At 54.9% G+C, this 20,593-nt stretch carries 13 protein-coding genes; 7 read left to right on the top strand and 6 right to left on the bottom strand.

What is annotated here, in order from left to right:
• Positions 1 to 304: 304 nt before the first annotated feature.
• Together AC0V6W_RS12300 and AC0V6W_RS12295 are read right to left on the bottom strand one after the other, a co-directional pair.
• Complete coding sequence (locus AC0V6W_RS12300; RefSeq protein WP_486150384.1) at positions 305 to 2,581, bottom strand: sensor histidine kinase; 2,277 nt, start codon at positions 2,579 to 2,581, stop codon at positions 305 to 307.
• 453 nt (positions 2,582 to 3,034) lie between these two features.
• A complete protein-coding gene (locus AC0V6W_RS12295; RefSeq protein ID WP_486150382.1) occupies positions 3,035 to 3,478 on the bottom strand; it encodes a hypothetical protein in 444 nt (147 codons plus the stop codon).
• 202 nt (positions 3,479 to 3,680) lie between these two features.
• Here AC0V6W_RS12295 and AC0V6W_RS12290 point away from each other — a divergent pair, with 202 nt between their 5' ends.
• From AC0V6W_RS12290 to AC0V6W_RS12280, 3 genes are all read left to right on the top strand, one after another.
• Entirely contained in the window at positions 3,681 to 4,433 is a 753-nt protein-coding gene (locus tag AC0V6W_RS12290) for a helix-turn-helix domain-containing protein (protein WP_486150380.1), read from the top strand.
• A 125-nt stretch (positions 4,434 to 4,558) separates the two neighbouring features.
• A complete protein-coding gene (locus AC0V6W_RS12285) occupies positions 4,559 to 5,707 on the top strand; it encodes an Acg family FMN-binding oxidoreductase (RefSeq protein WP_486150378.1) in 1,149 nt (382 codons plus the stop codon).
• The gene (locus AC0V6W_RS12280; protein ID WP_486150376.1) at positions 5,700 to 6,167 is read left to right on the top strand and encodes a MarR family winged helix-turn-helix transcriptional regulator; all 468 of its coding nucleotides are present in this window, start codon (positions 5,700 to 5,702) and stop codon (positions 6,165 to 6,167) included. Before AC0V6W_RS12285 ends, AC0V6W_RS12280 begins: the two co-directional genes overlap by 8 nt.
• Before the next feature lie 129 nt (positions 6,168 to 6,296).
• Here the strand turns inward: AC0V6W_RS12280 and AC0V6W_RS12275 are convergent, their stop codons facing one another.
• Together AC0V6W_RS12275 and AC0V6W_RS12270 are read right to left on the bottom strand one after the other, a co-directional pair.
• Positions 6,297 to 7,082, bottom strand: a complete 786-nt coding sequence (locus AC0V6W_RS12275; protein WP_486150374.1) for an SDR family NAD(P)-dependent oxidoreductase — start codon at positions 7,080 to 7,082, stop codon at positions 6,297 to 6,299.
• A 60-nt stretch (positions 7,083 to 7,142) separates the two neighbouring features.
• On the bottom strand, positions 7,143 to 8,315 hold the full coding sequence (locus AC0V6W_RS12270; RefSeq protein ID WP_486150372.1) for an acetyl-CoA C-acetyltransferase: 1,173 nt from the start codon (positions 8,313 to 8,315) through the stop codon (positions 7,143 to 7,145).
• A 161-nt stretch (positions 8,316 to 8,476) separates the two neighbouring features.
• On the opposite strand from AC0V6W_RS12270, the gene AC0V6W_RS12265 reads away from it, so the two are divergent.
• The 4 genes from AC0V6W_RS12265 (at position 8,477) to AC0V6W_RS12250 (ending at position 14,545) form a co-directional block, all read left to right on the top strand.
• Positions 8,477 to 9,940: a 2OG-Fe(II) oxygenase family protein gene (locus tag AC0V6W_RS12265; RefSeq protein ID WP_486150370.1), complete on the top strand. Its 1,464-nt coding sequence runs from the start codon at positions 8,477 to 8,479 to the stop codon at positions 9,938 to 9,940.
• Between the two features lie 426 nt (positions 9,941 to 10,366).
• On the top strand, positions 10,367 to 13,432 hold the full coding sequence (locus tag AC0V6W_RS12260; RefSeq protein WP_486150368.1) for a TonB-dependent receptor plug domain-containing protein: 3,066 nt from the start codon (positions 10,367 to 10,369) through the stop codon (positions 13,430 to 13,432).
• 134 nt (positions 13,433 to 13,566) lie between these two features.
• The gene (locus AC0V6W_RS12255) at positions 13,567 to 13,893 is read left to right on the top strand and encodes a hypothetical protein (protein ID WP_486150366.1); all 327 of its coding nucleotides are present in this window, start codon (positions 13,567 to 13,569) and stop codon (positions 13,891 to 13,893) included.
• The gene (locus AC0V6W_RS12250; RefSeq protein ID WP_486150364.1) at positions 13,880 to 14,545 is read left to right on the top strand and encodes a hypothetical protein; all 666 of its coding nucleotides are present in this window, start codon (positions 13,880 to 13,882) and stop codon (positions 14,543 to 14,545) included. Before AC0V6W_RS12255 ends, AC0V6W_RS12250 begins: the two co-directional genes overlap by 14 nt.
• A gap of 148 nt (positions 14,546 to 14,693) precedes the next feature.
• On the opposite strand, the gene AC0V6W_RS12245 is transcribed toward AC0V6W_RS12250, so the two are convergent.
• Both AC0V6W_RS12245 and AC0V6W_RS12240 read right to left on the bottom strand, forming a co-directional pair.
• Positions 14,694 to 16,688: an alpha/beta hydrolase family protein gene (locus AC0V6W_RS12245; RefSeq protein WP_486150362.1), complete on the bottom strand. Its 1,995-nt coding sequence runs from the start codon at positions 16,686 to 16,688 to the stop codon at positions 14,694 to 14,696.
• Positions 16,689 to 16,839: 151 nt separating this feature from the next.
• Positions 16,840 to 20,241 carry a TonB-dependent receptor domain-containing protein gene (locus tag AC0V6W_RS12240; RefSeq protein ID WP_486150360.1) on the bottom strand — a complete coding sequence of 1,134 codons (3,402 nt, stop codon included), beginning with the start codon at positions 20,239 to 20,241 and terminating at the stop codon, positions 16,840 to 16,842.
• Positions 20,242 to 20,593 lie beyond the last annotated feature (352 nt).

Here is a 20,593-nt window from a genome sequence, read left to right as displayed (position 1 = left end):
AAATCGCTGCGCATGCAGTGTAACCTTCGCGATCCGCGCGGAACATGGGCGAACCGGGCGAGTAGATAAGAGGGACTTGCCGGGCATCAACATGGCCAAAATGGATAGGCGATTGCAGGCGGTGTAGGAAAGGTCTGCACGCATACGCGCCGCTTGGGGTCAGCGTTAAATGGCGGCTTTCCAGAGACACGGACGGTTTGGTTTTGCAGCTGGGAGCGACAAGGAAAGCCAAAGTTCACGAAAAGGCACGATGACGGCGTTCAAACCGCTTTCAGAGATCCCTCGGCCAATCGCACTACGCTGATCAATGGCCCGGTCGCGGATCCAAGATGAGCCGCCAGCTGGTGCCCCGCTCGCTACTTGTGACTTCAATGTTCGCTTCGATCTGAGACGCCAGGTCGTGAACCAAGGATAGTCCAAGCGACCCAGACTTGCGCATCGCCAGTTCAGGTTCAAATCCAGCGCCGTCGTCATTGACGAGCAAAAGAAGATTGCCATTGTCATCGCTCAAAGTGACATCAATGACACCCTTCCCATCGTCAAAGGCGTATTTGAAGGCATTGGAAACCAGTTCTGCCACAATCAAGCCCAGCGGGGTTACACGGTCAACGTCGACTGGCGGTGCATTGAATTTTCCAGTGAGCGAAATCTCTTTGCGGCCAAGGCTCTCTTCCAAAAGCTTGAGCAGATCCTGAACAAAGGCGTTCAGATCAGTTTGCCTGTCTTCGCCCAGCTCATGATGGTAAATGTGATCATGAACCAGCGCCATGGTGCGAGCGCGATTGGCGGCATCCTGGGTTGCCACTTTGCTTTTGTCAGCATGGCGGCTGCGGCGCGCATCAAGGCTCAGAAGGCTCGATAGAACTTGCAGATTGTTCTTTGTGCGGTGGTGAATCTCAGAAAGAAATACGTCTTTCGTGTGAGCCAGTTTGCGCTGAGTGCGATAAAACCAGAACAATAAGATAGAAAGCAACAAGGCAATTACAGCAGCCAAAGCGCTCAATATCATTCGGCTTTGCGACTGATCCAACCGGAGGTCCGAAACCAGCGCCTCTTGGCGCATAAACTCCACATCCCTGTCGCGATCACGCAGTTTTATCAGCACATCAGCATTGGCAAGCCTTTCCAATCTGTCCGATTCAAAGCGTTGCTCACTGAGCTCCAATGCCATTTCGGAATAGAGCCAAGCTTCATCAGCTTTGCCAAGCCGAGCGAGCATTTGCGCCATGCCCCGGGCATAGTCCATCCGCCAAAAAGCGCTCGTTTCTAGTGTTAGCAAATAGGACGGTCCGCGATTTTCAGGATCAACAAGCTGCTGTGCACGCTTGAGAGTGACTTCGGCCTCATCGAAATCACCCATTTCAAGATACCGAGCAGCGAGCCAGCTGAGAGTGGCTCCAGCTTCTGTGTCGAGGTCGCTTTCAAGGAAGCCTCGAGCCGATTTCTCGGCCATTTTCAGGGCCTGTTGCGATTGTCCCAGCGTGTACAAAGCTTCTGCATGGCGCCGGTCGAGAAAGGCAAGGCTGCGTTGCTGTCCGGACTTGGCGTAGACCTCTTTGCCAAGTTCCAAGAAATAGATAGCCTCTTCGGCTCTGCCTTCCTTAACATGCGCTTCGCCGACATTGGCTAACAAAGTGCCTTTGATCGACATGTCCGACGGATCGTATTTCTCCAAAATTTCAAGACCAGTCTCGTAATACTCAATAGCGCGGTCACCATCGCCCAAATTGTAATAGACAATGCCAATCCGGCTGTAGGAGGGCGGCTTTAAGGCATGCCGGTCATACTCTTCATTGAGCGCCAGAGCTTTTTCATAATATTCAAGCGCTTGACCATAATCGAGCGTTTCCACAGCATTGTCGCCCAATTTATCGAGCAGCCGGGCTTCCATCTGGACGAAGCCTTGCAATCGTGCCAGCTCCAGAGACTTACTCAAATAGGCAACCCGGTCCTCGGTTCGAGATTTGACGACTTGCGAGGCGGCGAAGTTCAAGCAAGCCTGCACAGGACTGTTCGAATTCTCCGCTTCAGCGATCTCGGCAGCGATGGCTTTTTCCGACGCATTTTCGGCCAATGGTCTGAGCAATCCAATATTCTCACAAGGCAGCGAAGCGGCGTCAGGCCAACCAGCTTTCATATATCCGGCCAGGGATTGATAGTTTCGCTCCAAAGCCAATTGCCGATTTCCCTGCCGATACGCATGCACTCCCAGAAGAGAGAGAACACCAGATTTGATGCCTGGCAAATCCTCTGCTTCAGCAAGGGCAAGCCCCTGATTAAGACGGTCTTTCATAAGGTCATCATTGCCATCATGCATCGCAATGTAGGCTTGCGCACGGCGAATAGCGGCAAGGGCCGTCACGTCATTTTGCGTGTCAGCCTGCTTAGCCAGATCGCGCACCTCGGCGCGGACGCCATCGACATTGTCCTTGGCTTCCTGCCAGATAGATGCAGCGCTCAGCCGCAGGAACGCTTTTGGCGACACTTTCGGCTTGAGACTGTCACGAGCGCTTTTATCGAGGAAAGTGTATCCAAACCGCGCATAGCGCGTCGCAAAATGCAGTTGCTCACGTGATGTCATCGCAGCTGCCTGCCTAATGCAAACAGACACTAAAGCCTGATTGCGCCGAGCCTTGCTGGACATGGGATCCAGCAAGCGATCACAAGCATTTTCCGCCGCCTCCCTATCTGTTTGCGCCGCGCTGGGCGGTGCAAACAGTGCGGCGCCGGCCACTAGAAAAGTCAATATGAGTATGCGGGTCCAGATTTGTCACCAGCCTCCAACTGGGTGCTTTAGTCGCAGGAAAAGGAAATATTTGGAAGCCGCATTCGTCAATCAGCGCTGCCCGGCCAAAGGATTGCTTACGAAATTGAAAGCCCATGACCGGTTGCCAGCAGCCTGAAATTCTACAACCAATCTGCAAAAAGAGGGCGCCCGGAAAGCTGGGTGTCGGGGGGAGAGCAGCTTCCGGGCGCCAGTGCGTGTCACAGAGGGGGTGAGATCGGACACGCAAGCAGAAAGGTTATTGCACTATTACCAAGCAAAGTTCTCCTCGCAGATGGGGTGGGCGGCGCGGTAGCGCGCGATCGCCAACAGCCATGGGAGAATTCCCTTTGCCGGGTTACAGGTGGCAAATTTCCGATCGACTGTAATCAGCGTCTCATCGACCATTCGCTTGGCATAAAGCTCAGGCATCAAACGATCAAAGAACAGCTGAAGAAATGTGCCAAAGTCAGTCAGCAATTGGATGTATGCCGGACGGTCTCCCATCGCAGCGCGGGTTGCCAGCCCGCGCCAATGCTTTGGATCACCGCAGATTGTCGCCACATCGATTGAGCGCACGAGTTCCCAGCGAAGCTGATCCCTTACCTGGGCATCCTGTGCCGACTCAAGTTTCTGCGGTTTGATCCGTTCGACAACGTCATCGACAACAATCATTGCCTGCTGAGCGTGTCGATATGCCAATGCTTGTGCCATTTGGCCCTCCTAATGCGTACCGTTGTTTCGGGCCGCTGGAGGATGAATAGCTGGCTGGCCCATGCTGGTATTTCCATTCAGGTGTGATTTTATTCAAATCCTGCGCTAGATGGGACAAAGGCTGCAATTTTTCGCCAAAATCGGTGACGCGAGTCGCAAGATTTGACGGTGTGCGGCAATTGTTCGGGGATATCATTGCCAGATGGCCAACATACTCATTGTTGAAAATGACCGCATTATTGCGCGAGATCTGGCGTCAATCGTTGAAGCGCTGGGCCATCAAGTCGCAGGTGTGGGACACAGCTTTTCCGAAGCCATCATCCTGATCGAGGAGGCAAAGCCTGATCTGGCCTTGCTGGATATCCATATTGACGGCGACCGGGATGGGGTCGCGGTCGCTGGCGAATTGCGCGAAGAACATTCCCTGGCGCTGGCATTCATCACGAGCCACGCCGATCACGAAACAGTGATGAGAGCATCAATCGTCAGGCCCAATGGCTATCTGGTCAAACCCTTTGACGAGAAATCAGTCGATGCGCTTATCAATGTGGCTTTGGCGAATTTCTCTCAGACTGAGCATACGCTCAACAGCAAAGGGATCTCTCAGCCATCTGATGCTGACAATCGGACCTTGTCCGCTGCTCGATTACAAAGCGTGGAAGACTACATTTCAAGACGCCTCGATAGGCCAATCAAAGTGGAGGAACTTGCTAAATTGTGCGGCCTAAGCGCGGCAGAATTTTCGCGCCAGTTTCAATCAGCGACCGGGTCTTCTCCGTACAAATACCTTTCCGAAGAGCGGCTCAAGGAAGCCAAGCGTTTGCTGCGCAACACGCAGTGGTCATTGGTCGAAATCGCGCTTGCCGTGGGGTTCGGCAATCAATCACATTTCACAGCGGCGTTTCGAAAGACATTTGGGACCACCCCGTCGGCGTACCGCCGGTTCACACGTTAGTCGTGTTCCTATCGGCTTTCGTGAGACTGGTTGAGGCAATCGGATAGAACGTGCGAAAGCACTTCCCTCCTTGACACAATTCATGTTTCACATAATAGTTAGATATCTAACTATATGAGGCGATCATGAAACGTCGACAATTTCTCATAGGCGCAGGCGGCGCTGCTGCCTGCCTGTTGATCGGCACAGGCGCTTGGGTAAGCAGCCGAGATATCGCCGCAGCTCGCGATCCTTGGGGTGCGATTGACAAGAGATTTGATGATCCTCGCATGCATGTCTTGTCGCACGCTATCCTTGCGCCCAACCCTCATAATCAGCAGCCTTGGCTGGTCGAATTTGCCCAGTCCGATACGATCATCCTGCACCCCGATACGGCGCGGTTTCTGCCGCAAACTGATCCGCCCAATCGTCAAATCACTATCGGGTATGGTGCGTTTCTCGAATTGCTTTCTCAAGCTGCCAGCGCAATCGGCATGGCCGCACAAATCGATCCATTCCCCGATGGCAGCAATCCTGACAGGCTCGACAATCGACCAATCGCGGCCATCCGCCTAGAGCCAAAAGAGGGGCCTGTAGACCCGCTTTTTCAGACTATTGGAACCAGACGCACCACGCGCCAGCCCTTCGACCTGGATCGCCCGATAACCGAAGAGGATCTGGCTCAGCTTGCAGGCTCCATCGAAAAGGCCAGTCTCTTTGGCGCAACCAGTGAGCCGGCACGTGTAGCCCGTATCACCGAGATCAATCAGGCCGCCTGGTCAATTGAAACCAATACGCCCCATACGCATGCCGAAAGCACCAGGCTCACACGAATAGGTGCTGCACAAGTCAATGAACAACCCGATGGCATTTCTTTGTCAGGCCCATTGATCGAGGCGATCTCGCTTGCCGGTCTGATGTCGCGCTCGAACCTTGCCCGGCAAGACAGCTTTGCCTTCGAGCAAGCGCATGCATTTTATGCAGGATTGCTCGATGCGACGCCGACATATGCGTGGCTGGCAAGCGATGCGAATGATCGGCTGGATCAACTGGCCGCAGGCAGGCAATGGGTGCGCTTAAACCAGCAGGCAAGCGCGATGGGCATCGGTTTCCATCCCGCCAGTCAAGCGCTTCAAGAATACCCCGAAATGAAAACGCCATTCGCTCAGATCCACGCAGAACTCGGCGTCGAGCCACCAGCGCGCGTTCAGGGCCTTTTCCGACTTGGCTATGGCGACATGCCCTCGCCATCGCCGCGATGGCCAATTACAAAGAAGCTAAAGACCAATGCCTGAAGAACCAGCAGTCCTTGATGAAAATTCAGTCCAGGCCTTGATGGAAATCTCCATCATTGCTCATCTTACTGATGTGCTTTTCGCTCGTCATTTGCCAGCGGGGATTACCACGGCCCAATTCGGCGTGCTCAATCGCCTTGTACGGCTTGGCCTTGATGAAACCCTGAGTGAAGTCGCTGCAGCTTTCAGAGTGACGCGGGCTACGATGAGCTCAACCGCCGAAAAACTCGAAAGTAAAAATCTTGTCGCAGTGTCACAGTGCCCGGAAGATGGTCGGCAAAAGCGTATTGCCATCACTCAACAGGGAAGAGAAATGCGCGCGCAAGGTATAAGCGTGCAACTGGATTTGATTGCGCGCTATGCCGACTATGTAAGCGAGGCGCAGTGGGCGCAGCTGGCCGCAACACTCGGACATATCCGTCTTGAGCTGGAAGAGACAATGGGCGCGTCAAACACGTGATTGTCTGCATTTAGCCACCCAGATTGCGGCATATCGAGACTGCATAACTTGCCCCTCCCCAACGAAAATCGCCGCCCGAACCCGAAAGCGCGAGCGGCGATCATTCTCGTAAGCTTGTAAAAAGAGCCCTTAACGCGGCGCCATTCGGATTGCGCCGTCCAGCCGCACGTCTTCGCCGTTCATGTAGCCGGTTTCGATCATGCACATGGCAAGATTTGCGTATTCTTCGGGGTTGCCCAAACGCTTGGGAAACGGAACGCTGGCTGCGAGCGCTTCTTTCACTTGCGGCGGGGCAGCGTTCATCAAAGGCGTGTTGAAAATGCCAGGCAGAATGGTGTTCACCCGGATCCCTTCGCGCATCAGATCGCGCGCAATCGGCAACGTCATGCCGACAACGCCGCCTTTGGAAGCAGAGTAAGCAGCCTGGCCCATCTGCCCATCTTCGGCAGCGACGCTGGCGGTGTTGACGATGGCGCCGCGCGCGCCTTCATCGCTCATCGGGTCAAGGCTCATCATGCCTGCGGCTGATTTCGCAATGCAGCGGAAAGTGCCGATCAGATTGACCTGAATGACAAAGTCAAAAGCGCTAATGGGGAAATGCTTGATCTCGCCCGTTTGCTTGTCGCGGCTGGCGGTTTTGATCGCATTGCCGATCCCGGCGCAGTTTACCAGAATGCGTTCCTGACCGTGGGCCTCGCGCGCTTTGGCAAAGCCTGCATCCACATCATCGTCGCTGGTGACATTCACTTTGCAGAACACACCGCCAAGCTCAGCCGCTATGGCTTCGCCCTTTTCCTCATTCATATCAAAGATCGCGACTTTTGCGCCTTTGGCAGCGATGGCGCGCGCTGTTGCCGCGCCAAGGCCTGATGCGCCGCCGGTTACAACGGCGGGGGTATTTGCAGATACTTCCATTGTTTTCATTCCTCTCAATTCGTTATCCCGGCCCACGCCGGGAACAGGTTCGATTAACTCTTAAACGCTCTCTACAATCGTGACATTGGCAACGCCGCCGCCTTCGCACATGGTTTGCAGGCCGTATTTCTTGCCGTGGCGTTTCAGGCCATGCACAAGCGTCGCCATCAATTTCGTGCCCGATGCGCCCAGCGGATGGCCCAGCGCAATCGCGCCGCCATGCACATTGAGCTTGTCCGGATCAGCGCCTGTATGTTTGAGCCATGCCATCGGCACAGGGGCAAACGCTTCGTTCACTTCATAAAGGTCGATATCGCCGATTTTGAGCCCTGCCCGCGCCAGCGCCTTGTCGGTTGCGAACAAAGGTTCTTCCAGCATGATAACCGGATCGCCTGCGGTCACCGTCAGATTGTGAATTCGCGCTATGGGAGTAAGATTGTGGCGTTTGAGAGCCTCTTCTGACACCACCAGCACCGCCGATGATCCATCGCAGATCTGGCTGGCAGACGCGGCGGTGATGCGGCCTTCGGGTGAAAGCAGCTTTACGCCAGCAATCCCTTCGGGGCTGGCATCAAAGCGGATGCCTTCATCGACTGTGTGTGTGTCATCGCCTTCGGGAGTTTCGATGGCAATGGGAACAATCTCATTTTCAAACGCGCCCGCTTCGGTCGCGGCGATGGCGCGGCGGTGGCTTTCATAGGCAAAGGCATCAAGCTCATCTTTGGAAAAGCCATGTTTTTGCGCGATCATTTCTGCGCCCATGAACTGGCTGAACTGGACGTTCGGGTATTTCTCCATCACGCCGGGTGACATGTAATTGCCCAGCCCTTCTTTCATGTGCAGCGTCATGTTTGAGCCCATCGGTACCCGCGTCATGCTTTCCACGCCGCTGGCGATCACCACGTCCTGGGTGCCGCTCATCACGGCTTGCGCGGCGAACTGGATGGCTTGCTGCGAAGATCCGCATTGCCGGTCAATCGAAACGGCAGGCGTGGATTGGGGGAGCAGTTTGGAAGCGAGCACGCCCATGCGCCCGACCTGACCTGCCTGCTCGCCCGCCTGGCTGACGCAGCCCGTAACCACATCGTCCACCGCTTCCGGGTCAACGCCGCTGCGTTCGACTACCGCGTCAAGCGAGCGCGCCAAAAGGTCCACCGGATGCACGCCGGCCAGACGCCCTCCGCGCTTTCCGCCAGCGGTGCGGACCGCCTCAACGATATAGGCTGTTGTCATGATGAAATGTCCCTTCCCGTTTACGTAAACGTTTTGTTTGGGCCTTGCCTATGGGAGGGAGAGGTGGGAATCAACCGCTCAAAAATGAGGTTCTGGCATGGCGTGCATCGTCACGCTACGGCATGCGGGCTTTTGTATGCGGCGAGAAGGGAAAAACGGATATGTCTGGAGCCCCACCGCCGAAATCGCCGCCAAATGCGCGGCCCAATGCTCGGCCACGTCTGATGCGCGAATATGACGAGGCCGTTCGCGCAGCAAAGGTGCTGAGACTGGCAGGCGATGTGACCGCAGCGCAGCGGCAATTGGACAATGTGCTTGATACAGCGCCCACCCATGCCACTGCCCTGCATGAACGCGCGCGGCTGGCGCTGGCGCGCGGCGAAGCGGATGCAGCCGCGCGGTTCGATGCAGCGCTCAAACAGCGGCCCGGTGATGGCGATCTGTGGCTTGGCAAAGCGCAGGCGCTTGATGTGGCAGGCGGCAGGGCAGCCGCGATCACGATTGCGCGCCAGCTGGCAGGGCAAGCGCCCGGCTTTATCGAGGCGTTGGAATTTCTCTCTGGATTGCTGCTGGCACAGGGGCATGCCGATTATGCCAGCCCCTTTTCAGATGCCGCGCTTGCCCAGCCGCGCGATCCCAATATTGCGGCCGCGCATGTGGATGCGCTCGCCGGGCTCGATCACGCCGCCAAAGCCGCCGATATCGCAAAAGAGGCGCGCGCCCGGTTCCCGGGCGAACCCCATTTCGCTTTACTCGAAGCCGCCAATGCCGGCGCTGTGGGGCAATGGGACAGGGCCGAGACGATCTTTGCGGGCCTGAAAGAACACTCCCCCTCCCGCCTCCTCCACGAAGCGCGCCACCGCATCCGCGCAGCCGATTGGTCTCGGGCGCAGGCGCTGCTCGAAGAAATCATCGCGAAAGCTCCCTGGAGCATTGCGGCCTGGGCTTTGCGCGGCATCATCTGGCGGATGACCGGAGATGAACGTGCAGCATGGCTTCACGAACAACCGGGACTTGTGCAAATGCGCCCCTTGTCTGCGCGCGCAGGCTTGATCGATGACGCGGCCGAAACCCTGCGCGCGCTTCACCAAACCAGCGCTATGCCGCTTGGCCAATCGCTGCGCGGGGGCACACAAACGCGCGGCATCCTGTTTCACCGGCACGAAAAGGTGCTGGCAGAACTGCACCGCGCGATTGATGCAACGCTGACCGAATATCGCCGCGATCTGCCCGCCCCCGACGCGCATCACCCGCTGCTGCGCCATCATGGACGGGAATGGGCGCTGGCGGGATCATGGTCGGTGCGCCTGATATCGGATAGCGCGAGCAATCCGGCGGGCGATCATCACGCCGCACATATCCATCCGGCGGGGATCATTTCGAGCGCGCTTTACGTGAGCGTCCCACAAGCTGTTTCAGATGATACCAGCCATCAGGGCTGGCTCGAACTGGGCCGCCCGCCATCTGATCTGAGCTGCAATCTGGCACCTGTCACTGCGATCAAGCCGCAAAAAGGCCACCTCGCGCTGTTCCCCTCGACCCTCTATCACGGCACCCGCCCCTTTACCTTCCGCAACCCGGCAGAGCGGATGACCATCGCCTTTGACGTAACATCGGCCGAATAGAATCGCCAAACCCCTTCAAACGAGGGCCCAAAAGCCGCCAATTAACCAAATTCAAAAAAATGCCCCAGTTTTACAAATCGGTAACTTTGCATCACCTGCCAGCCTGTTCCCCCTAGGAAATGCGAAGTTTTGAAATTCGCTGATTTTACAGTGTTGCAATCAAGCTACACGGCATTTCGATTTTTGCAGAATTGCACCAGATCGCTTTCCTTGCCCCCCGAAACTCTCCATTTGAGCCTCAGAGACAAGGGTTTGGTCAGTATCTTCGCGCGCCTCGCGTGGAGGATTGATCAAAAATTGTCCCGGAGCAGGCAGTGATTCAAAGCTGGTTTTTACAGACTGGCCTGGACTGTTGCCAAATATGAGTCAGGCATGTCGTTTGAAAAAGGCGGTTGGCTGATCACCATAACTAAGGGTACATAACCAATGAAAAAGACCACACAATTGCGACTGAGCGCTGGCTCGCTTGCCGTGGGCCTCGCGCTCGCTGCAACGCCGGGTTTCGCTCAGGATGCCGATGTTGCGGAAGAAGAAACGGTAGAAGCTGACGCTATTATCGTGACTGGTTCGCGCGTTACCGACCCCAACCTCGTACTGTCGAGCCCAGTCGCGGCGATTGGCGAAGAAGAACTGACCCTGCGTCAGACTGCCACTGCCGAACAGTTTCTGCGAGAACTTCCTGGTGCGATCCCAAGCATCGGTTCTGCCGTTAACAACGGCAATGGCGGTGCATCTTTCGTCAACCTTCGCGGTATTGGCTCGGTTCGCAACCTCGTTCTGCTTGACGGGCGCCGTTTTGTCCCGGCTGATGAAACCGGCCGCGTCGATTTGAACAACATCCCTCTCGCCGTGATTGAGCGTACTGACATCCTCACAGGTGGTGCTACCACGACCTATGGTGCTGATGCGGTGTCCGGTGTTGTCAACTTCATCACCAAGAAAGATTTCGCTGGCGTCCAGGCTGACGTTAGCAACACCATCACCGAACAAGGTGACGGCGATATCTTCCGCGCTGAATTGACCATCGGTGCAAACTTCGATGATGGCCGCGGCAACGCTGTTCTTAGCGTTGGCTACCAAAACCAAGAAGCCGTGTTTCAGGGCGACCGCGACTTCTCAGTCTTCAACGTCAGCTCTTTCAGCGGCAACCCCGGTGGTTCGTCCAACTCGGTACCAGGTAACTTCGTGTTCACCGGCCCGACCAACCCAGCCACCGTGTGCGACATGATGGCATTCATGGACGAAGCTGACTGCCCGGCTGGCACTACCTTTGCCGGCGTGCCTTTCGGCACCGTCACGGGTCAGATCAACAACGATGGTACGGACATTACCGAAGGTGTGAACAGCGGCCAGGGCCCGTTCAACTTCAACCCGTTCAACATCTTCCAAACACCGTTTGAACGTTACAACATCTACGGTGCTGCGAATTACGAGATCAATGAGAACATTGAACTCTATTCACAAGCTGTGTTCTCGAAGCAAACTGTTTCGACGATCATCGCGCCTGGCGGTTCGTTCTTTAACACCTACCAGTTGAACCTGAACAACCCGCTATTGCCTGACGCCATCGCACAACGTTTTGGCGATGCATTGGGTCTCACGGCTGCAGAATTCACCGCTGCTCGCAACTCGCAGTTTGGCCCTACACTGGCCGACGGCTCAGCCAATCCTGACTACGTTCAGTTTGGCACGCAGATCCGTCGTCGTACGGTCGAAATCGGCACCCGTAATTCTGACTTCACCACCACACTCTTCAACATCGCTGTTGGCGCGCGTGGAGACATCACAGACGGCATCCAATATGATGTGTCGGCTACTTACGGTGAATCAGAGCGTCTGCAGCGTCAGTCGGGCTTCGCTCGTCTCGGTCGTCTCCAGCAAGCATTGCTCGCCATTCCCGATGGTGCTGGCGGCATTCAGTGCGTTGATACATCCGCAGGCTGTGCGCCTGTCGACCTCTTCGGCGCACAAGGCGACCTTGGCACCCAAGAGTCGCAAGACTTCGTGTTCAACCTGACACAGCAAGTCATCGACACCTCGTCGATTTCTACTGTTCAAGGCTCGATCTTCGGTGACTTGCCAATCAATCTGTTCGCAGACACTCCGGTCAACTTCGCTGTTGGTGCGGAATATCGCGAGTTTTCAACCAGCCAGTTCGCGGATGAAGCTTCGCAATCCGGTCAGGTTGTTGGCGGCGGTGCTGCTGATCCGAACTTCGCAGGTTCATATGACGTCTTCGACGTGTTCGGCGAACTGATCATTCCTGTTCTGGAAGATGTCGCGTTTGCAGAGAACCTGACGCTTGAACTGGGCGGTCGCTATTCGCAGTACGAATTGTCGAGCAACGAGTTCACTTGGAAAGTTGGCGCAACTTGGGAGCCAGTATCTGGCTTCTCTATCCGCGGTAACTACCAGCGTGCGGCACGTGCACCGAACATTGGTGAGTTGTTCTTCCCGGTCACAACCGGCCTGGACAACCTCGCGATTGATCCTTGCGCAGGCGCAGCCCCGACAACAGACGCAGCTCTTGCTGCCGTTTGTATTGCTCAGGGCGCACCAGCAGCGATCGTGAATGCCGGACTGATTAACCAGCCACCAGCTGGGCAGATCAACACGACATCAGGCGGTAACCTTCAGCTCGACACCGAACAAGCTACAACCTGGACGGTCGGCTTCATTGCACAGCCCGACTTCGCGCCGGGTCTGACGCTTACGGTTGATTACTGGAACATTGAAATCGAAGATGCGATTGGTTCACCGGCAATCGGTGATATCATCGGCGGTTGCTACGACAGTGGTAACCTAGATTTCAACACCAATGAATTCTGTCAGCTGGTCTCGCGTAGCTCGACCACTGGTGAAATTGCCGGTGCTGTGAACGAAGTTCCAGGTCTCTTGCAAAACCTTACCAACCTCGGCGCTATCGCAACCGATGGTATTGATGTTGCTATCAATTACGGCATGGATCTGACGGACAACATTTCGTTGGCTTTGAACTTCCAAGGTACATGGACCAACGAAAACCGCTTCCAAGCCATCGCTGGTAGTGCAAGTTCATTGAACCGTGATTGCGTTGGGTTCTACTCAACCAACTGCGCGTCCATCCAACCGGAGTTCGTATTCAACCAGCGGACCACGCTCAGCTTCTTCGACGACTATTCGTTGTCGCTGCGCTGGCGCTTCCTTTCCGGTGTTGAGCAGGAGCCTGCTGATATTGCAGCGCAGGGTTCTGCTTTCATCGGCACGTCGCCAACATTCGGCGAAGTCGACTTCACTCAAATCCCATCCGAGAGCTATTTCGATCTCTCGTTCCAGTGGGATGTGATCGATAACGTGTTGTTCACGCTCACCGCGACCAATCTTCTGGACAATGACCCCACACCGGTCGGTTCGAACATTGGTACAACCGCGTTCAACTCGGGTAACATCTACCCGTCGACCTACGATCCACTGGGTCGTCGTTACAGTGCGGCCATTCGCTTCAGCTTCTAAGCTTAAGCAAGCGGTCCCAAGTGACCAACGAAAAGACGGGGGGCGAACCACACGGTTCGCCCCCTTTTCTTTGCCTTTCACGCAAGGAGCGATCGTGATATTGCTCATGAAATACGCAACAGGAGCTTACGCCCATGACTTTCACGATTTTCGCAGCCATCATGCTTGCGCTGCAAGCCGCTGATGAACCGGTCCCCGAAACCGCTGACACACCAACAGCTCAGCCCGAACCCGAGATTGAAGTGATCGAAAACAAATTGCCCAAAGCCGAGAAAATCACGGACAAGTCAGATCCGAATTACATTCGCTGCAAAAGCGAAGCCGTTATCGGTTCGCGCGCAAAGCGAAAACGCACCTGCATGACCAACCGCGAATGGGCGCTTGTTCAACGGCGCGGAAACGAAGCCTCCCGCTCATTCGTCGATGACAATGCGGCCGGTTTTATGGGTGGAAACAACTGAGAGAGTGTCAGGAATGTTAGCCTCAAATTATGGCGACAAGGCCGCTCAGCCCCCGATCATTTACCAACGCAGAGGGAATCTGATCGCTTCCGTCCTGACGGCTACCGGTTCTAAGGCCGCGCTGATGTTCGGCATCGTCAGTATGTCGGCCACGCCGATATTGGCCCAGGATCGCTCTGATCCGTCCGCCAGCCTCGACAACAGCCCTATCGTCGATAAGCTTGAAAGCTGCACCTCAATCTCTGACGATGCACAGCGTCTCGCCTGTTTTGATCGTGAAGTCGGCGCTCTGGTGGGCGCCGCTAGCGACGGTGAGGTCAAGGTGGTTGGAACCGAACAGATTACCGATGCACGCAAAAAACTGTTTGGCTATTCCATCCCCGATAAGGGCATTTTCAAGGCTTCCACCGAGGCAGAAAAAGAAGAGTCCAAACGCCTCACTTCCACCATCACCAAGGTGCGCAAGGTTGGCCGAAATGAATGGCATTTCTGGATTGCAGAAGGCGACGCCAAATGGCGGTTCAAGAACAATTCAATCCGCGCCCGCGCACCCGAGGTGGGCCAGTCCGTTGAATTTAAGCCCGCCAGCATGGGCACCTATTGGATCCGCATCAACGGGCGCAAGGGCGTGCGCGGCAACCGCATAGGATAGGCCGAGCGGGACGCGCCGGCCGGGCCTGACGCTTACCGGTCTGTATCCTCCAATTCGGCAGCGCCAGACAATACCGACACAAAAAAGCCCGGCTTGCGCGATTGCGCAGGCCGGGCTTTTTGATTGCCGCTAATGCGATCCGGCAGGCTTACAACCCGCCCGGCCCGCAATCATTTGCGAGATAATCGAGCATCTTGGTGTAAAGCTGCTGCTGATGGCTGAACATCAGCGTATTGGAGAAGTGGTCCGCGCCCTTGATGGTCACGAACTGCCCCTCTTTGCCGGCAGCCTCAAACTTCTTTTTGTAGTCTTTAAAGTGATAATACATCACCCGGCGATCATTATCGCTGTGTACCATCAATAGCGGGATGTTGACCTTATCCACCTCGTCGATGGGGTTGACGCCGATCATGCCTCGGCGTTTTGACCACTCATCCAGAGCTTTCAAATCGCCATCGCGGCGGCCCATATATTGCTTTTCCGCATCCGCCACCGCGTTCACCGCAATGGCGCACTGATACAATTGCTCTTCACGAGCGACCGAATACAGTGCCGCTTGCCCGCCATAGGACCAGCCAAAGAACGCCACACGATCGGGATCAGCAAGGCCTTGTTCGATAAGGTATTTCACCCCATCATCCTTGTCGTCCTGCATTTTGCCGCCATGTTCGCCGTATCCTGCGTCAAAATGTTTCTGACCCCAACCGGTTGAAATCCGGTTTTCTGGGTGCAGCACCATATAGCCTGCATTGGCAAGCATCTGGCCCATCTCGTCGTAAGAGACCATGCCGTTAACGTGCGGCCCGCCATTGTGCTGAACCACCAGCGGGAACGGCCCCTCACCCTTTGGCATTGTGACATAGGCCGGGATTTCCAGACCATCGCGCGCTTTATACCGGATGTATCTTACATCGGCGAGCTGCTGCGGGTTCACCAGCGGGTTGCGGCTGCCAAGCTTTGCCAGCTTGCCGTCTTTCACCATCCAGTACGAACCAGGATCACGCGGTCCGCGGTTGGTGACGATCATCGTCTTGCCATCAGTTGACCGGCTGGAAATGCCGATGCTGTGCGCATACGGAATTTGCTGTTCGAGCGCCTCGTAAAGCGCTTTTTCATCCTCGTCGAACCAGTGACGCTCCATTTTGGCCCCCGGATAGCGCGCGGCCACCAGCTTATCATTGCCAGGAATGGAGTGAGTCTGAATGCCCATCACATCGGAATTTTCAGCCTGGAAGAGCTTCTCGCCAACCTGACCAGTGTTAAAGTCGAACGTATACAGTCCAGCCTTGTCATCACCGTCGCGATTATCGATCAAATAGCCGGTGTTAGGATCGCCATCCTTAAACCCAGCAATGCCGTGAATACCGCTCAACACTCGGTAAAGGTTGTCCTGATCGTCGAAATCCATTTCCTGGAATTTCGTCCAGGAACCATCCCCCGGCTTGCGATAAAATTCGCGCAGGATGTTGTCGTTTTCCAGCGTGCGCGTGTAGCGCGGATTGCCATCGCTGTCCCACAACAGAACCTGAGGAAACTTGCTGTTTCCTTTGAGAACAAGCGAGCGTGACGCGCGTTTGAGATTGAACTTGTAATATGCACGGGGCCGAAAAGCTGCAAAGGGATCAACGCCGGTCGGATCAGGGATTGAGTTGGCATCCGAAACAAGGATGTTGTCTGGATCATTTGGCAGTGTGCTGACCACACTGAATGTACCTTCAAGAGACCTGAATTTATTTTCTTCCAAGCTGTATGAGTAGCCAAGATAATCCCGAATATCAGCTTCTGGACGTTTTACTTGGCTCCGATTGACCTGCCAAGCCGTTCCAAAGATGTAATTGTTGCCGACCCACTGCGCATTTATGATTTCCATTGGCTTTGCGTTGAGACGGCGGATCGGTTTGCTCAAATCATCAGTCTTATAGATCTCCAGCAGATAGTCGCCTTCTCGGCTTTCGATCTTGTGAACCAGCACGTGCTTGCCATCGGGAGAGACTTGCACTGCATTTACGACGCTGCGCAGAGCCCAGACATCGACCGGAACGGAGGATTGTGCGTTTGTTTCGGAAGGTGCCGCAGCGATGCCAAGACCGAGCACAGAAACACCGGCCATTACGGCCGCTAAAGGGGCTTTGAAAAACTTCATGAATGTATCTTCCAGTTTGCAGAGAAATCAAAAGTTCAGGTGAGCCACCTAGCCTCCCGTCCAGCAACTCGAACTTCGCAGTAAATCAAAAAAAGGGCTTCCCGGCAAGTGCTGAGAAGCCCCAATTTTTGCTATCTTATGACACTTTTGATCAGAAACGATACAGCAGCGTGCCGAAGAACTCACGGCCATCAAAGTTGTAGGGGTTTCCGATCGGAACGTTGGAGATGCTGAACACTTCTGACGCATCGACCTGAGGCGGGTCGGTGTCAAAAATGTTGGTCACACCTGCAATCACGCGGAACGTACCGTTGTCCCAAGTTACAGAAGCGGTATGCTCGAACCACTCGTCAGCAAACCCAACGTCGCGACAGAACCGACCGTCACCCGGCACATTTGCTGAGCCGCCGCCAAGACAGGTATCGGAGAAGAAGCCCGGTGTTGGATTTCCGTCAGGACCGTTGCCGAACACATCTGAGAATTCATCAATACCGGCGGCATCCTGTTCGACTTCGCCGACATATCGGGTCTGCCACGTGAAGCGGAAATCGTCGTAATTAACCGTGAAGGTCGCCCGACCAGTCCAGCTTGGGAAGCCAAATTCGCCGTCGAGATCAACCCGGTTGATATTACCTTCATCATCGACTTCTTCGATCGAACGCTCAATCAGGTGGTTTGCCCGAAGCTCAAGCGCCAGATCGAACTGCTCACCGCCGACAGTAAGATCCTTACGGAATGTGGCGTTCATGTCGATGCCGCGAACCGCTTCTGAGTCGAAGTTGATGAAGCCTTGGAAAACGTCCGAGATAAGATCACGGCCAATGGTCGACACATCAATACGATCGCAGAACGGGCTGCGAACCCCGTCTTCCCTTGCAAAACAGTCATTTACAATAAACTGCACACCCGGCTCAACGATCGCATCGCGGATCTGAATATCGTAGTAGTTGAAGTTCAGAGCCACTTCAAAACCACTCGCAAAGCTCTCTTCGAATGCAAACCCAGTTGTGATCGACGTAGAAGTTTCGGGATCCAAATCAAGCGTACCGCCCGATTCAACTTCAACACCAGACGTCTGGAAGGTGTTTTGACCAAGATCATCAATGCCGACCGTCGTTGGATCACGGCCTTCGCGGATGCAGTTCTGCAAGATCTGCGGATCGCGAGTATCCAATGCCGCATTGTAAGAGGGCAAAGTCCCTGCTGGCGCACCAGGAGGAGCAACAAACGCAGCATCCGGAACAGCGCAGGGATCGAAGATATTCAAAAATCCAGTTTGGCTGGCCAAGAAGTTTTCGCGCAGATTTGGTGCGCGGAACGAGGTGCCGTAGGAGAATTTGAGAAGCAGTGGTGCCACCGGGCGCCAACCACCTTTGACCGCAAACGTGCCGTTTGTGCCGTAGAACTCCTGATCCGTTAGCCGACCTGACACGTTGACTGTCAGTTCTTCGACCAGTTGCTTACCAGCCACCAACGGAACATCGACTTCTGCGAACAGTTCGCGGATCCAAGCCGAACCAACAGCACCTGAGTCGCTCGAGCGTGCAAAGAACAGACCATTTGAATTTACGAAGTCTGCCTGTGAGTCGATCGAATCGTTGCGCCATTCACCGCCAAGCACGACACCGACTGGACCAGCTGGTAGATCAAACAAATCGCCAGTGACAAAACCACTCAGGAAGACCTGCTCGTAAACAGTATCAAACGTGCTCTCGCCAAAGACGTAATCTCGTTCAGCAGCGGTGGCAAAGTCACCAATCGGAGCGCCCAAAACGCTGCCATTGAAAAGGTCGACGGGGACACACCCAGCTAAAAGGTCTGGCGCGGCCAATCCGGGATTGGCCAGAGCATTGGCATCACAAGGCGTGATAGACAGCGGCGAGCCAGTACCGATTTGGATGTTCTGGTTGTAATCATCGGCAATTCCATCGCCTGTATTGTCGACAATCCCATCACCGTCAAAGTCAGCAGTCGGGTCAATCCCAAGCGCAAGCGCCAAGCGGTCTTCACGAATGCCGTTCACTGACAAATTACCGTCGGAGCGCGAGTAGACACCTGCAACCTCAAATGTCCAAGACGGCCCGATAAACGGCAAATCACCGCGAACACCCAGAACGCCGCGATACTGTTCTTGGATGACTTCGAAGTTGTTGCGGTCACCGCGGATTGCAGCGATCGGAAGTGTTGAAATGCTACCAGCACCCGGATTGAAAAGCCCGCCCAAAAGCGCGTTATCAGCAGCAAAACAGTCCGTTCCATTGGGGCTGTTTACATTGCAAGGGTTAAACGCGTTGTCGGCCGGAACGAACGGGAAGATTTGCGGAATGTTGCTGTTAGGGTTCGAAATCTCGGCGCGAGTGAATTGCGCTTCGAAAAACGGCGTAATGTTCGCCTCTCCCGGGAATGTATATTCACCGTAGGCAAAAATGTTGTACAAATCTTGTTGCGGCACAAACGTTTGATCAAGGTTGGCACCATTCAAGTTGACGTTTTGAAAATCAACGTCGCGGATACCATCGCCATCCGTATCAAGATCCTGACCAAAAGCATTGGTATTCTCGCCAAAGTTCAAGCCCGGAATGTTGGCAATGTTGCCTCCAGCTGGAAAGTAGACCGATCCAAGAAATGTGCCGGGGATGAAGATACGGCCGGAAATTCCACTAATGATAGAATCCCGCTCTGCCACGCTAATCCCGGGCGACCGGTTTTGAACAATCGCGTTATCGCGCAGACCAGTGTTGAAGATATTGCCATCTTGATCGATCTCGACATTGACGGTGTCATCAGCAAGGAAATCACGGTCAGCGAGAGTAATCTGGTCGCGGCGTGAATATTCGACACCAATGCCGAACACGGCCCTATCAGTGTTGAAACCCCAAGCACCGCTGACGGTGTAATCATCACCGCCGCCTTCTGGGTTGATGTTACCGGTAACCTGCAGCTCGAGACCGTCAAAGTCCTTGCGCAAAATGACGTTCGCAACACCGGCGACAGCATCAGAACCATACACCGACGAAGCACCATCAAGCAAAAGATCGAACCGGTCGACAAGACTTGCCGGAATAAGGTTGATTGATGGACTGGTTGGCGCACCACCAACACCACCTGGCGCCACACGGCGACCATTGACTAAGACAAGCGTACGGTCCGCACCCAAGCCGCGAAGGTTGATCGTTTGCGCGCCTGGGCCGTTATCGAGAACAAACCCAAGGAAAGTGGCATCAATCTGGGTGCCTGCAGCAGCTTCGGACCGTTGCAGAATTTGTGCGGGGTCAAAAGCACCGATGGCTTGCTGGTTTTCTGTACTCAGCACCTGCAGAGGCGAGATCGAGGAATATGTGTCACGCACAATCCGCGAACCGGTAACTGTGATCGATCCATCTGAAGCCGAAGAGCCGGCAGCATCTGTCGTGATATCGACCTGCTCTTCTTCCTCTTCTTCTTGGGCCTCAGGATCGGCGTCCTGCGCGTAAGCGGGCCCGGCGATGACAAATGCAATCGCCGATGCTGAGAAGGCGAGCGCCTTCATAGAATTGGTGTGAAACTTTTTCATGATTACTCCAGTTGCGACAACCGGAACTATAGCAACGCGCGCTGTCTTCTGTTTTCCATGCGTTTACCCGACGCACAACGAAAACAGCCCCTGACACCACGCAGCCAAGCCCCTGCGGTGCCGGATTTGTGCAATAGGGAACAATTGATGTCAAAGCGGCGCGTAACGATTCCGTAATTTTTACCCCCCTGTTGCGTTAATCCCACATTCACTCAAACAGCTTGGAAATTTTTCACCGGACAGGCTTTCCGCACGTAACAAAAAGAGCGGCCTGCGCGAAACAAACCACTCTTTGTATCATATCGGGTCTGGACGCCATCGTCCGCGATGTTGGCTGATGGCGTGCCGCAAA

This window comes from Erythrobacter sp. JB1-7, assembly GCF_057365015.1.
The sequence above is the reverse complement of the archived record's forward strand: the minus strand, read 5'-3'. Positions and strand labels throughout refer to the sequence as shown.